A 14,443-nucleotide genomic window follows, 5' to 3' on the forward strand; every position below is an offset into this window, starting at 1 on the left:
CCTCTACTCGCTCTCGGTCACCCGATCAAACACGGAAAGGAGCGCGAAGAGCCGCACTTACGGCTTCTTCAAACTCTTGCACCACTCGGTCATCAGTTCCACCCCGAGCGCGTCCACGCGACTCGACGACAGTGGCGGCATCTGACCCGAGTTCGGCCCGCGCTGGCCGATGCGGTGAATCACCACGCTCTTCTCCGGTGCCCCCGGCGCGATGAGCTTCGCGCCCTTCAGGTCGAACGTCTGGTGAACCGGGGTCGCGCCGATGAGACGCATCTTGTCCCACTCGGTGGGGAAGTCGAGTTGCATCTGGGCGTTCCCGCCGCCGGCTTCGACGTGGCAGGTCGCGCAGTTCGTGTGCAGCCACGCCTTCGCGCGGGCGGTCAGGTCTTGCGTCTTGTCGTAAGGGTCGGCCAACTTCTTCAGCCCCGCGGGCGGCGCCGGTAACATCCCGGTCGGCTTCGGCTCGCGCTGGTTCGGCTGCTGCTTGCTCGTAGCGTCCTTTATTGCCCCCTCCACCTCGCCGGCCCAGGCCACGTTTAAGAGGCCCAGGCGCTCGAGCACGCGGAGCTGGTTGTCCGTGCGCCCGCTGAGGTAGGTGTAGTCCTTGTTCATCTGCACTTCGCACAGCCCCAGAACGTAGTTTGCAGCGCGACTGTGACACACCATGCACTCGGCCCGGCTCGGGTAGTGCCACGCCTGCTGGCGCGCACCGGTCGCGGTGGCGACCGTGAACGTGCGATCGAGCCCCGGGGAGTCCACAAGGGTGGCGTCGGTCCCGGCCTCGTTCCACACGTAGGAATAGCCGTACCACTCGCCGTCCTGCTTCGTCATGAACCGCGTTTCGATCCACTTCCGGGTGCTCGGGTCGCCCTCTTTTAGCTCGAGCGCGAAACTCTTCACGAGCACGGCTTTGTCGGGCATGTCCCACCCGCCGTTGCGCTTGAACTGGATCGTGCCTTCGGGCACCGCCAGGAAGCGCTCCTTGTGCGCCCCGTCGGACCAGAACGGCGCGTTGACCGAGTACGGGATCACGCCCGGCTTCATCGCGTGGTCCTTCACCGAATCGAACAGCCCACTGTCGCTCAGTTTTTTGGGGAACGTGCCCGCGTGCTTGGCCGTGTTGGGTGCGAGCGTGTAAAGCCCGCCGTCACCGGCCGCGGAGTGGTGGCAGATTAAAAGTTCGCCGTCGGGATCGAGTGCGAAGCTCGTGATCTTCAGCGTGGTGATCGCGATCTTCTTGTGCCACTCGATCTTCGTCCCGGTGTGCTTCACGGCCCAGATGTGCCCGGTGCTGTAGTCGCCGTAGATGTACGCGCCCTTCAAGTCGGGGTGTTTGGCGCCGTGATACACCACCCCACCCGTCAGCGATCTCGCTTCCGAGTGGTGGTGCTCCACGGTGGGTTTACTGATCGGCGTCGGGCCGGCTTTGCGGTTCGGGTAGAACGGGTGGCTGCCCTCCATCACGCTCCACCCGTAATTGTCGCCCTTCTCCACCAAGTAGGCTTGTTCCCACAAGTCTTGCCCGTTCTGGCCGACCCAGAGCTGTTTCGTCTTCGCGTCGAAGGTGATGCGCCACGGGTTGCGCAGCCCGTATGCCCACGTCTCGGGGGCAAAGTCCTTCTTGCCCACATACGGGTTGTCCTTCGGTACGCTGTACGCTTTCCCCTCAGCGGGTGAATCGACGTCGATGCGAAGCACCTTCGCGAGAAGCAGGTCCGTGCGCTGTCCCGTCAGATTCGTGTCGGAGTCGGAAGTCCCGTCACCGCTGGTGACGAACATCGTGCCGTCGCTCCCGAAACACACCGCACACCCGTTGTGGCCGTCGGACTCCCATTCGATGATGGTCTTCGCGCTCTTGGGATCGAGATCGTGCGGCGCGTTCTTGCTCATCGTGTAGCGGGTGATCGTGCTCCACTTGCCCTTGCGCCCGGGTGTCGCTCCGTTCCAGCCGATGTAGACGTACCGGTTCTCCGCGAACTTCGGGTGGAACGCGATGTCATAGGCGGTCCCGCCGTTCGGCGTCTCCATCAGCTTCACCGCGTCCTTGTTGGTCGTCGCTGCACCATACGCGGCACGCCACATCTGCGTCGGCCCGTAGGGTTGCGGTTGCGTGATGAGGAGCAGATCCGCGGTACCCGGAATCGGCTCCACGCGAATCGGGAACTCCGGTCGGTACTTGTCGAGGGCACGGACCGCGATGAACGGCGGCGGGGGATCGGGAAAACCAACGACCGTGGACGTGGTGAGCGGCGCGCGATTCTCGATCCCGAACGGTTTCGCGGTGGTGGCGTCCGGGCCGACGAACGCGAGCGTCGCGTAGTCTTCACTTTGGTGGAAGAACGGCGGGATCTTCTTCTTCGTGATCGGCGCGACACACGATAGTTCTTCGTTCTTCCAGTTCGTGTTGTAGTCGAACCGGCAAAGATTCAGTTTCCACTTCTCGCCCGCGACCGGCCGGCCCCCGGTGCGCAGGAAGTCCGTCCACGGGATTCGGCCCTCCACGCTCCACCCCTTGTCGACGTCATCGCGCTTGTTAAGTGTGCCGTTTAACTTCACCTTCGATTCCATTCGGAACGTGCCCACCTTCGACTGCTTCGCGATCGAGTCCAGATCGTACTTTGGGTAAAAGGCATCGAATCGCGTGCCCGCAGCGCTCACCTGGAACTCGTAGTAACCGGTCTTCTCAAAATCCGGGCGCAAGAAGAGCTCGAACACGTCGTTCTTCCACAAATCGCCATCGTGCTCGGTGATGTCCGCGAAGAGGTCGGAGTCTTCCATCTCGGCGTGGAAGTATAGGTATTCGCGGTCCCAGAGGAGTTTCGCCGTGGTCGCAGTGCGGGCCATGCGAGCCGCGTCCCCGAGCCACGGCACGTGAAATGCGTTAATCGATTGTGCGTGCTTCCAGGCCGCCTCGTCCGCAACGCCATCAAGGGCGATGGGGGTATCCGCCCAGCGGCACTCGAAGTGACTCGGTGGGGCCTGCTTGTACGGTTCCGGGACGGGGCGTTCGGGCTTTGCGTCGGTTTGTGAACGGGACGAACTGCCAGAGCCCACTGCGAGAATCAAAGAGCCAAGCGCGACGAACGCGAGAGCCACACGGAGGAGTCGAGCGTGAGGAGGCATGTGCGAAAACTCAACACGGGTGAGTGGCAGATTCGCACATGGTACCCGCACGAGGGTGCGCAAAAAAGCCCCCGCTCAGGATGAGCGGGGGCGCCCCAAATGTCCGGTCTTTGACAACTTACTCAGCCGACGAACACGCTGGTGGTGAGTCCGGGGAACGCATCGATCCACTGGACCCCGGTCGGGTTCGGCGGGATCAGGTTCGCCGACGTAACCAGGCCCACGCGCCCGTTGGTCGAGTTGCCCGAGGTGAGCATGACGTCGGTGCGCCCGTCGCCGTCCGCGTCCACCGCGGTCACGCGCAGGCCGCTGGTGTCCCCGGTCCAGGCGATCGTGCTGACCAGGTCGAGTTGCCCCTGCCCGGTGGTAAGTGCTCGCCCGCTGACGATCCGCAGGTGCGCGGGGCCGCTGCCCGGCCCGGCGATGATGTCCGCGAACCCGTCGCCGTCCACATCGCCCACCGTGAGGTTCAACCCGGCGGTCATGGTGGGTGAATACATATAGAAGTCGTTCACCAACTTCCGCGGCCCCTGCCCTAGCGCGAGTGACCGGCCATCGAACGTGGCCACGTGCGGTCCGGCACCGTACCCGGCGCCAGTGACGAGGTCCGCGTACCCGTCGCGGTTCAGGTCGCCCATTGACACACGGACCCCGCCGAGGAACCCCGGCGCGTAGGCATAGAAGCTCGCCAGTTCGGTCATTCCGCGCCCGCTGAACACCTTCACGTGCGGCACGTTGCCCAGATCAGTACCGATCGCGATATCGGGCACGCCGTCCGCGTTCAGGTCGCCGGCCGCGACCCACAGCCCGCCCTGGTACCCGGGGAACGGGTCGAAGTCCGCGATCATGGCCGCGGTCGCGCCGTCCCACACGCGGACGCGCGCGGCGATGCCCGCGCCGCTGGCAGTAATGAGGTCCGCGACCCCGTCGCCGTTGATATCCGCCCGCGCGATGCGCACCCCGCCGCGGTAGCCGTCGCCGAACGGCTTCACGGTCATCGCCAGGCTGCCGTTCGGCCGGTACACGAGCACCTGCGTCGTCGTGACACCGGCGCCGGACGCGACCGCCCACCCGGTCGGCAAGGCTGTTGAGGTGCCCGACGATACGGGCAGCGCGACCGGTGGGGAAGTGACAATCGGTGGCGAGGGCGCAACCGGCGGAGAGTTCGAGACCGGAGGCAAGGCGGACCCGTATGGCGCGTTCACGTCAACCACCGCGAAATCGGTGCGGACCGGGTTCTTGTTCCCATCAACTGTGCTGGTCGCTTGCAAGCCGGCGAACGTTGTCTGCCCTTTGAATGTCGCGGCGACCGGGAAGAAGAGCTGGTTGCGGATCGGGTCGGTTTGGCGGAACACCGTTGAGAGCGACCACGCCGAGCCGTTGAGCGTCGCGAGCCGAATTTGGCCCGCGAACTCGTTCGCGTAACTCACGGGAAGGTGTTCGCCCGCTTCGTCAGAGAAAACGATGTTCGCGCGCCCGGAGGCATCGAAATACAGTTGCGGCGCGAATCCGGTGAACCGCGCGCCGTCCCCCGCAACGTACCCGTCGGGCGTGCTCGTGACCGTGGCGTGCGTCCACCCGCCCGCGGTGAGGGTGTGGTACATCAGCTTCGAGCTCTGGGGGGAGCCGGTGTTGTACCGGTCCACGTAGTAGCTCGCGATCGCGATTTGGTCGCCCGGTCCAACAGCCACGCTCGCCCCCAGGCCCGCGTCGGCGGTGCTGTCCAGTGGGGCCATCACCGTTTGCGACGCCCACGCACCGCCCCGGTTGGTGGCGTACATCAGCGTGCTGTTCACCGTGGAGAACGCGCCCGCGATGTAGAACTGCGGTGTGTAGGTCACGTGCGCGTGATTCGTGGAATCGACCGCCAGTGACAGGAACCGCGGGGTCCACCGGCCCCCCGTGAACCACACGTCCTGGCTCAGGTCGGCCGTGTCCGCGATCTTGGCGAAGCCCCACGCGCCGCCCGCGTTGGTGGCGTACATCAGCGTGCCCGTGCCGAAATTGCCCACGCCCGTGGCCGCAGCGTTGGTCTCGGTGAAGATCAGGTGAATCGAGTTGTTCGCCCCGGCTTCCGCGACGAGGTTGTTCGGCCCCCACTGGCTCATCCAGTTCGGGGTGATCGTCTCGACCTTCTGCCACCCGGCCGACGTGCGAGCGTAGTGCTGGATCAGCGTCTGGTACCGGCCCGCGCCCCCGTTCCACTGTTTCTCGAGGAAGAGCGCGTGCGGGGTGCCGTCGGACGTGAACACGAGCTGCGCCGTTTGCGACGCCCGCTCCACGGCATCGGCCGAGTTGTACTCGGCCGCGGTGAACGCGCCGGACGTGGCAACAGTTTGGGCCGACCAAGCGCCCGCTACACGGGACTGGTAGACGAGGTTCCCGCCGTTCCAGAGTAACTGACCCAGTTCGCCCGTGGGGCTGTACTGGGTCCAGTTGAACTCTCCGGCGGGAATAATGGAACCGGCTGGGTTCAGCCGGTCTTCCAGTAGCTCAACCTGAAGCGCGGGCGAGTACGCGCGTCGGAGCATCAGTCACCTGATGTGTGCGAGGTTCGGAACGGGGGAGCCGAACGTTTACATTCCGGGCGTATTTACCGGCGTTGCGACGGGCGGTCAATACGGCTTCGCCAGTGAACGAGGAAGTTTAACCCCGCATTACTGCCGAAGTGAAGATCTCCTTACACTTCATCCCCTCCCTGAATGCGAATCGACTCGTACCTGACCCGATCGACCGCCAGCAGCGCACGTACTGGGGCGGGTTACCCGAATTACCACCGCTCCCTGACCGGCACCGCTGCGCGTAGAATGCGATGATGGAACCCCTGGCGATCCGCACCGAAGGTCTGACCCGCACGTACCGCAAGCCCCGCAAGCGGCGCTGGTGGTGGTCCAAATCAAAACCTGTTGGGGCCGAGGAGCGCGATTTCGTTGCCCTCGACCAAGTGTCCCTCGAGGTCCGCCCGGGTGAGCTGTTCGGGCTACTTGGGCCGAACGGTGCCGGGAAGACCACGCTCATCAAGATCCTAACGACCCTTCTCGCGCCGTCATCCGGTTCCGCGCGCGTGGACGGTTTGGACGTGATTGCCGATGCGGAGCTGCTCCGCCCGCGCATCAACATGGTGTCCGGCGGCGAGTCGAGCGGGTACGGCATCTTGAACGTGCGCGAGAACCTGTGGCTCTTCGCGCGCATTTACGGTGTACCCACGGCCGTTGCGGAAGAACGCATCGACAAAATGCTCGGCGTCGTCGGGTTAACCGACAAAGCAACGAGCCGTATCAGCTACCTTTCGACCGGCCAGCGACAGAAAATGAACTTTTGTCGCGGGTTCATCACAGATCCCAAAATCCTGTTCCTTGATGAGCCGACGCTCGGGCTCGACGTGACGAGTGCGCGCGCAATTCGCACTTTTGTTAAAGATTGGATGAAGGAGCGCCCGGACCGCACGCTGCTCCTTACGACGCACTACATGGCCGAAGCGGACGAACTCTGCGACCGGCTCGCGATCATCGATCGGGGCAAGGTGCTCGCGTGCGACACGCCCGCCAACCTGAAGCGCCAGGTGCAGAAGTACCCGATTTATGAGCTGAGCCTCGCACCGGGGCATCAAGGTTGGGGCGAAGTGAGCAAACTCCCCGGCGTCCACCAGGCCACGACAACCACCACACCCACGACGGTGGAACTTAAGGTGTCGTTGATTGAAGAACCGGCCATCGGTGCGGTGGTGCAGGCCCTCGTCACCGCCGGCGGACGCATTCTCACCATGAAGAAAGTGGAGCCGACCCTCGAAGACGTGTTCATTGAACTGGTCGGCCACGGGCTGACGGAAGACGAAGGGCCGAAGGGCTGAGCGGACGAAAGGGATTGGGAACGGGTCATCGTCTCGAATGCGGAAAGAGGGTTCGCGGTGTCAGCCAAGCTCTTCCTTCAAGTGGTTCAGGCGCGAACCTATCCGCGGTTGGCGTGGTTGTTCCGCAGCAACTCCTGGATGATTCAGGAAACCGTGCTGCCGGTTCTGGCGGTGTCCGCGTTCGCGTATGCGTACCGCGCGATGGAGGCGCCGCAAGCGTACACCGGGTTCCTCGTGCTCGGCGCCGCGATGACGACGTTCTGGCTGAACGTGCTGTGGGGCATGGGGGCTCAACTCTACTGGGAGCGCGACTCCGGGAACCTCGAACTCTACGTGATGTCGCCGGCCCCGATGATCGCCATTCTCACCGGCATGGCGCTCGGCGGTATGACCACGACCATTATTCGCGCCACCGCGATCACGGTCGCGGGGATACTGCTGTTCGATGTGCCGATCGACCCATCGAGCTGGTGGCTGCTCGTGTTGGGCTTCGTCATCACGCTCGCGGCGCTGTACGGTTTGGGGATGCTGTTCGCGTCCGTGTTTCTGATGTGGGGGCGCGAGGCGTGGCACCTCGTCGCGCTGTTACAAGAGCCGATCTACCTGATGAGCGGCACGAACTTCCCGGTGTCGGTGCTGCCGCGCGCGGTGGCACTCGTCGCGAGTGCGATTCCGCTCACACTCGGCATGGACGCGATGCGCCAGGTGCTGTTCCGCTCGGCCGGCCTGTTCGATGTGTGGACCGAGCTGAGTGTGTTGGGTTCGCTCGCGGTCGTGTTCTTCTTCATCGCGCGCTGGAGCCTGCGCCGCCTGGAGCGCCGCGCCCGTGAAGAGGGGAAGCTCACGGTCCGGTGGCAGTGAGCAAACAATTCCCGCAGTTACTTCACGTTCGTAACGACCTCCGCTCATCTCTTCGCCAACGCCGGCCGGTCGGGTAGCGTTGGTACTTGCGACACGTCACACACATCCAATCACCGGAGTGCCACCATGTCCCGTTTCACGGTGTGGGGCCGGCGGTCGTTCACCGCAGGAATCCCAGCGCTGCTTCTCGTACTGTTGGTTGGGTGCGGAAAGCGAGACGCCGAAATCGCTCAAGAAACGGCGCGCATCGAAAGTAAGCGCGAACCCACGGATGAGAACCTCTCCGCCAATGGCTCAAAGCCCAATTCCTCGGCACAATCAATTACGCGCGACATGCTTCTGGCAAAACTAAAGTCTTCAGCACGCGGAAGCCTCTATGTAGCGAAGCCTACGAATTCAGCCTTTGGGTACGAACGACCGAATCCCGTCAACAACAGCGCCCCCGAAGTCGGCGGCGGGCACAACGCGCAGAACGCAGAAGCCTACGGCGTGTACCGCGAGAACGAGTTCCGCTCGCCGCTTGTTGCGCCGCTATCCACGTTCTCTGCCGACGTGAACACTGCGTCGTACTCGAACGTTCGGCGCATGCTCAACGAGGGCAAGTTGCCGCCCGCAAGCGCGGTGTTCCTCGCGGAGTTCGTGAACTACTTCCCTTACCAGTACGCGCAACCCAAAGGCGACGATCCGGTCGCGTTCCACGTCGAAATGGGTCCGTGCCCGTGGAACCGGCAGCACCACCTCGTGCGCGTCGGGGTGCAGGCGTACCAAATTCCGGCGGACAAACTGCCAGCCCGGAATCTCGTGTTCCTCATCGACACGTCCGGCTCCATGCAAGCCCTCAATCGACTGCCACTCGTGAAGCAATCGCTCGGACTGCTCGTGGGCACACTCACCGAGCGGGATCGCGTGAGCATTGTGACCTACGCGGGCGACTCGCGCGTGGCCCTCGGCCCCACGAAGGGCAGCGACAAGAAAACCATCATGGACGTGGTAACGGGACTCGACGCGAACGGCGGTACCAACGGCGAAGGTGGGATCAAGAAGGCTTACCAGTCGGCCCGCGACACGTTCATTGAGGGCGGCGTGAACCGCGTCATTCTCTGCACCGACGGCGATTTCAATGTCGGCGTCACCGATAACGGTGAGCTGGTAAAGCTGATCGAAGAACAGCGGCGGAGCAAGGTGTTCCTCACGATCCTCGGTTACGGGATGGGCAACTACAAGGACGACCGGCTCAAGGAACTCGCGAACCACGGCAACGGGCACCACGCCTACATCGACACCATCGACGAAGCGAAAAAGGTGTTCGTGGAGCAAGGCGGCGCGCTGGTGTGCGTCGCGAAGGATGTGAAGTTCCAGGTGGACTTCAACCCGGAAAAAGTGAATGCGTACCGGCTCGTCGGGTACGAAAACCGGTTGCTGAAGGACGAAGACTTCAAGAATGATGCGAAGGACGCGGGTGATATGGGCAGCGGGCACCAAGTAACTGTGCTCTACGAAATCGTCCCCGTTGGCGTGAAGATCGATTTGCCGGAAGTCGATCCGAGCAAGTACCAGAAGCCGAAGGAAGTGCCCGCGAACGTTTCCGACGAGTGGCTCACGGTGAGAATGCGGTACAAACAGCCCGAAGCCGACGCGAGCAAAGAACTCGCGAAACTGCACACAGGCGAGGTGGCGAAAGACCTCAGCGACGACTTCCGGTTCGCCGCGACCGCCGCGTCGTTCGGCATGCTGCTCCGCGACTCGAAGTTCCGCGGTGTGATGACCTATGCGGGAGTCTTGGAGGAAGCCCAGGGATGTATCGGTGTCGACCCGAACGGGCACCGCAAGCAGTTCGCCGAGTTGGTGGCGCTCGCGAAGGAATTGGCCCTGAAAGAGAAGAACCCGGACCCGAAAGGCATCGGCGCGAACGACTAACCAGATCAGGGGTCGATCAAGATCCACCGCGGTTCGGGATCGGCTTCGGTGCCCCCCACCGAACATTGTCAAAACCTGTTTGAAGACCACACAATCCGCGCAGTAGTCGAGCAATCGGCCAATGCCGCGCGGCCCGCGATATCCAGAAGCGCCAAAAGTACGACGGGAACGCGCCGATGAGCGCGCCGGCGAGGAAAGAAGAACCCAGGTGCCGAGCGCACAAGGCCCGAAGAGATGATGATGGCGCGTAGTCAAGGGTTAATCCTCGCCTACACGCCCCCGGAACTACAAACACGTCGCCAGTTCCTGCCTCACTCGTCGCTCCACTTCACGAACGCTTCGAGAGCGTAGTATTCGGGCAGCCCCAGTGCGTCGTAAGTGCGGGCGGTGGCGATGTTCCGCTGCTCGGCGCGCTGCCAAAACTCGCGCCGGTCCGTGCCGCCGGGGAACATCGCCTTGTCCTTCTGACTCTGGTGCCGGAAGATCGCCTGCTTCTTGCGCTCCAGCACTTCCGGGCTGAGCGGCACCGCCATTTCGATTTCGTGCGGCTCCCACTCTTCCCACGCGCCCTTGTACAACCACACGTCCGGGTCGAAACCTTCCGCGCGCACCCGTCGCGTGGCCGCGTAGATCGCTTCCGCGCACACGCGGTGCGTACCGTGCGGGTCGCTCAACTCGCCCGCGACGTACACCTGGTGCGGGTTCAGTCGCTTCAGCAATTCGACGACGTCCTCAATGTCCTGCGGGTGGATCGGGTTCTTGGTCTTGGCCCCGGTGTGGTAGAACCGCAGGTTCATGAACTCCAACTGCTCCGGCGGGATGCCGCACGCGAGCGCCCCGGCGCGGGCCTCCGTGGTGCGAATCACGGCCTTCACCTTCAACACATCGGCGCTGTCCAGTTCGCCCGGCTTCTTCGCGTCGAGGAACTGGTACACGCGCTCTTTGATGGTGCCGGCGCTGGTCTGCTCCGTGGCGCTGCCGAACGACTGCACGAACTCGTCCACGAAGTCCACGAACCGGCGCGCGTCGTGGTCGAACACCGCGACGTTCCCGCTCGTCATGTACGCGATGTGGACCTTGTGCCCCTGCTCGACGAGCCGGATGATCGTACCGCCCATCGAGATCACGTCGTCGTCGGGGTGCGGCGAGAACACGAGCACGGTCTTCGGCGCCTGGATGTCGCCCTTGCGCCGGCCGAGGCGCGGGTCACCGTCCACGCTCGAGACCGGCGCGACGCGGCCCGCGGGGTACGGCTTGATCGTCTCCATGCGGTCGAGGAAGACCGCTTCGCCGATCTGTTCGGCTGGTCCCTTTTCGCGGAGCAGTTCGTACAGGTGGTGGTCGCGGAAGTCGTCGTCGTTGAGCTTTTGCAGCCCCTTCTTCACCGTCAGCGCGAGCGTGACGACGGCCTTGCGGACCAGTTCCGGCGCCCACTGGCACGGCCCGACTTCCCACGGGCGCTTGATCGCGGTCAGTTCCGCGGCGGCGGCCTCGTCGAGAACGATCGTCGCGTCCTTGTGGTCCTGCAGGAAACTCGCGGAAATGACTTCCGTGGGCGCCTGTTCCAGTGCCTTGTAAACGATGCCGGCCTTGTGTTCGCCGAACGCCATCAGGAAGATGCGCCGGGCCTCGAGGATGCTGGAGACGCCCATCGTGAGCGCGTGGTGCGGTACGTTCTTTTCGCCGAAGAACCCGTCCGCCGCGTCGCGCCGGGTGATGCTGTCGAGGGTCACGAGCCGGGTGCGGCTGTTCTGCGGGCTCCCCGGTTCGTTGAACGCGATGTGCCCGGTGCGGCCGATGCCCAGAATCTGGATGTCAATCCCGCCGAACGACTTGATCTTCTCTTCGTACTCGGCGCACGCCGCGTCCACTTCTTCCGGCTTGAGCGTGCCGTCGGGAATGTGGATGTTTTCCCACTTAATGTTGACGTGCCCGAAGAGCGTTTCGTGCATCCACCGGAAGTACGAGTGCTGGCTCTCCTTCGGCATCGGGTAGTATTCGTCGAGGTTGAACGTCACGACCCGCGACAGGTCCAACCCTTCTTCCTTGTGCATCCGAATCAGTTCGCGGTACAACCCGACGGGCGTGCTCCCGGTAGCCAGCCCGAGCACGGTGGGCTTGCCGGCGGCGTTCCGCGCGCGGACGAGTTTGTCGATCTCCTTCGCGACGTATCGGGCGGCGACCGCAGCAGTCGGGAACTTGACGGTCCGTGTTCGCGTGTGTGGCAGTGTTTGCGGGGCAGTCATGCGTGATGCCTTCTGTGGGAACCAACGTTCCGCGCCGTGGGTGTTGTGAATGGGTGTTTTAGCAGCGTGCGCACCGAGCGGGTATGCCGATCGCGAGAACGGATGAGGTGCCACCGGCGGAACCGCGGACGTACAAGTGCTACACTGAGAAGAGCTTAATTTTGAGCGCCCGCCCGAAGTCGCGCACCGGGCCAGAAGCGAACGGGTGCGGCCCGAACACGCGCGGCGCGGCATCTCGGTTTCACTGTGCGGTGCGTCTCGGATAAGATACCCGAACCGGCTGCACGCGCCACCGGCCCGCTCCGGCACCCGTTCGCGCGATTCCGGTTCGCCGTACCGCCCCAGGACACCCACGGTAGCTATGTCACGCGACCGCGCCACCGACGACGCCCAAGACCTGTTCACACGCGGCCACAAAGCGCTCACCGCCGGTGATTACCAGGAAGCCATCGAGTGCTACTCGCGCGCGATCCGGCTGCGGCCCGGCGATTCCGCCGGCTACCGGTACCGCGCGCACGCCTATCTCGAAATGGGCGACCGCGTGCGCGCCCTCAACGACCTGGACCACGCCATTCGCCTCAAACCGGACGACGCGCAACTGTTCGCCGATCGCGCGGCCGAACTGTTCGCGCAAACGCAGTACGATCAGGCCATTGCGGACTGCGACCGCGCGCTGAAGCTCGATTCCACGCGGACCGGACTGATCGCACTCCGGGCGCGGTGCCACGCGGACCGCGGCGACAGTGCGTCCGCTTTTCAAGACTTCGAGACCGCGATCACCGCGGACCACGCGAACGCCCCTCGCTACCGGTTGTGGCGCGCGCAACTGCACCTCGACATCGAAGACTACTTCGCCGCGACCGAGGACGTGACCGCGGTCATCACAGCCGACCCGAAGAACGCGGATGCGTTCCGCCTGCGGGCCACGATCCGCCAGCAGGGGGGCGACTACGCGAGAGCAGCGGACGACTTTACCACTGCGCTCGAACTGAAACCCGGCGACCCGCTCGTGCATTTGGGCCGCGCGATCTGCCGGTTCCTGCTCCGCGATCACGTCGGGGCCACGGCCGACGGCGACGAAGTGATTAAGCAGTTGCCGGGCGTGGTAAAGGCCTACGAGATCCGCGGGAACGCGCGCAAGGCGCTCGCCGACCTCGATGGCGCACTAGCGGACTTCAACGAAGCGATCAAACTCGCACCGAGCGCGGTCATGCCGTACAACTTTCGCGCCGGCGTGAACTACGCGATGAAGAAGTACACCGCGGCGGTTCGCGACCACATGGACGCACTGAAGCGCGACCCGCGGAGTTCGGGCACGTTCAACCAGCTCGCGTGGATCTGGGCCACCTGCCCGGACCCGGACGTGCGCAACGGTGACCGGGCACGCGAGTGCGCCACGCGCGCGTGCGAACTCACCGAATGGAGCGAACCGGGTTACCTCGACACCCTTGCTGCCGCGTGCGCCGAGTGCGGCGAGTTCGACGACGCGATCAAGTGGCAGGAGAAGGCGATCGATCTCCTGAGCGACTCGGAGCGCCGGGCCGACTACCAAACGCGCCTCGACCTTTACGAAGACGGCAAACCCGTCCGCGTCGTCGGTGGTGGTGAAGGAGCATAGCCAATAATGCACAGGGCTTCCGCCCTGTGCTACGAGCGCCGGCCGCTCCGCGGCGGAAAGGCGTTGAAGGCTCTGGTCTTCGCCCCGGAGGGGCCGTCTGACGTAGCACCGGGCGGAAGCCCTGTACCCCCTGTGCCAGCACCGGCCGGTCGCCAGTCACTTCACGGCCCCGTCCTTCAAGTGAAACACTACGTCCGCGAGGCGCTCCGCTTCTGTGCGATTGTGCGTGACGTGCAGCACCGTCACTTCTCGCGTGTCGCGCACGCGCGCCAGCACCGAAACGAGGTGATCGCGCGTGTCGTCGTCGAGGGACGCGAGCGGCTCGTCGAGCAGCAGCACCGGCGGGCGGCTCGCCAGTGCCCGCCCGAGCGCCACGCGGTGCTTCTCGCCGCCGCTCAGAAAGTACGGGAAGCGGTCGAGCAGGTGCGCGACTTCGAGCCGCTCCGCCAGTTCCGCGACCCGTTTCGCGACATCGGCCGCAGCGTCTCCGCGAACCGCGAGGGCGAACCCGATGTTATCGCGCACCGTCATCGTCGAAAAAAGCACGCCGTCTTGGGGAACGTAGCCGATGTGTCGTGCGGCCGGGCGCAGGTGCGTTACGTCGCGGCCCGCGAGGACGATCGTGCCGGTTTGCGGTTTTCGCAAGCCGGCGATCGATTCGAGGACGGTCGTTTTACCGCACCCGCTCTTACCCATCAGCACCGCGTATTGAGTCTGTGGGACGGTGAGCGCCACGCCTTTTAGCGCGAACGTGCCCTGCCGAATGGATAGGTTCTGGATGTCGATCACGCGACTGTTGTAGGGCCGGCCGCGTCCGCCGTCTGAGCC

At 64.2% G+C, this 14,443-nt stretch carries 8 protein-coding genes; 4 read left to right on the forward strand and 4 right to left on the reverse strand.

Annotated elements, in window-relative coordinates:
* Window positions 1-57: 57 nt before the first annotated feature.
* Window positions 58-3,123 (reverse strand): PQQ-dependent sugar dehydrogenase, encoded by a 3,066-nt coding sequence (locus J8F10_RS23100; protein ID WP_246523525.1) that lies wholly within the window; start codon window positions 3,121-3,123, stop codon window positions 58-60.
* Between the two features lie 122 nt (window positions 3,124-3,245).
* On the reverse strand, window positions 3,246-5,654 hold the full coding sequence (locus tag J8F10_RS23105; RefSeq protein ID WP_210657866.1) for an FG-GAP repeat domain-containing protein: 2,409 nt from the start codon (window positions 5,652-5,654) through the stop codon (window positions 3,246-3,248).
* 281 nt (window positions 5,655-5,935) lie between these two features.
* Here J8F10_RS23105 and J8F10_RS23110 point away from each other — a divergent pair, with 281 nt between their 5' ends.
* The 3 genes from J8F10_RS23110 (at window position 5,936) to J8F10_RS23120 (ending at window position 9,751) form a co-directional block, all read left to right on the forward strand.
* Window positions 5,936-6,973: an ABC transporter ATP-binding protein gene (locus tag J8F10_RS23110; protein ID WP_246523526.1), complete on the forward strand. Its 1,038-nt coding sequence runs from the start codon at window positions 5,936-5,938 to the stop codon at window positions 6,971-6,973.
* Between the two features lie 57 nt (window positions 6,974-7,030).
* Window positions 7,031-7,834, forward strand: a complete 804-nt coding sequence (locus J8F10_RS23115; RefSeq protein WP_210657868.1) for an ABC transporter permease — start codon at window positions 7,031-7,033, stop codon at window positions 7,832-7,834.
* A gap of 333 nt (window positions 7,835-8,167) precedes the next feature.
* A complete protein-coding gene (locus J8F10_RS23120; protein ID WP_246524426.1) occupies window positions 8,168-9,751 on the forward strand; it encodes a vWA domain-containing protein in 1,584 nt (527 codons plus the stop codon).
* A 311-nt stretch (window positions 9,752-10,062) separates the two neighbouring features.
* Here the strand turns inward: J8F10_RS23120 and nagB are convergent, their stop codons facing one another.
* A complete protein-coding gene (gene nagB / locus J8F10_RS23125; RefSeq protein WP_210657873.1) occupies window positions 10,063-11,997 on the reverse strand; it encodes a glucosamine-6-phosphate deaminase in 1,935 nt (644 codons plus the stop codon).
* A gap of 361 nt (window positions 11,998-12,358) precedes the next feature.
* Between nagB and J8F10_RS23130 the strand changes: the two genes are divergently transcribed.
* The gene (locus J8F10_RS23130; RefSeq protein WP_210657875.1) at window positions 12,359-13,615 is read left to right on the forward strand and encodes a tetratricopeptide repeat protein; all 1,257 of its coding nucleotides are present in this window, start codon (window positions 12,359-12,361) and stop codon (window positions 13,613-13,615) included.
* Between the two features lie 156 nt (window positions 13,616-13,771).
* Here the strand turns inward: J8F10_RS23130 and J8F10_RS23135 are convergent, their stop codons facing one another.
* Window positions 13,772-14,404, reverse strand: coding sequence for an ATP-binding cassette domain-containing protein (locus J8F10_RS23135; RefSeq protein ID WP_210657877.1), 633 nt, complete (start codon window positions 14,402-14,404; stop codon window positions 13,772-13,774).
* Window positions 14,405-14,443: the final 39 nt, after the last annotated feature.

This window comes from Gemmata palustris (genome assembly GCF_017939745.1).
GTDB lineage: Bacteria > Planctomycetota > Planctomycetia > Gemmatales > Gemmataceae > Gemmata > Gemmata palustris.

Bases quoted from the DNA above. Each gene is read 5' to 3' on its own strand.
- J8F10_RS23100 (WP_246523525.1), bottom strand. From the start codon at position 3,123: ATGCCTCCTCACGCTCGACTCCTCCGTGTGGCTCTCGCGTTCGTCGCG.
- J8F10_RS23105 (WP_210657866.1), bottom strand. From the start codon at position 5,654: ATGCTCCGACGCGCGTACTCGCCCGCGCTTCAGGTTGAGCTACTGGAA.
- J8F10_RS23110 (WP_246523526.1), top strand. From the start codon at position 5,936: ATGATGGAACCCCTGGCGATCCGCACCGAAGGTCTGACCCGCACGTAC.
- J8F10_RS23120 (WP_246524426.1), top strand. From the start codon at position 8,168: ATGCTTCTGGCAAAACTAAAGTCTTCAGCACGCGGAAGCCTCTATGTA.
- nagB (WP_210657873.1), bottom strand. From the start codon at position 11,997: ATGACTGCCCCGCAAACACTGCCACACACGCGAACACGGACCGTCAAG.
- J8F10_RS23130 (WP_210657875.1), top strand. From the start codon at position 12,359: ATGTCACGCGACCGCGCCACCGACGACGCCCAAGACCTGTTCACACGC.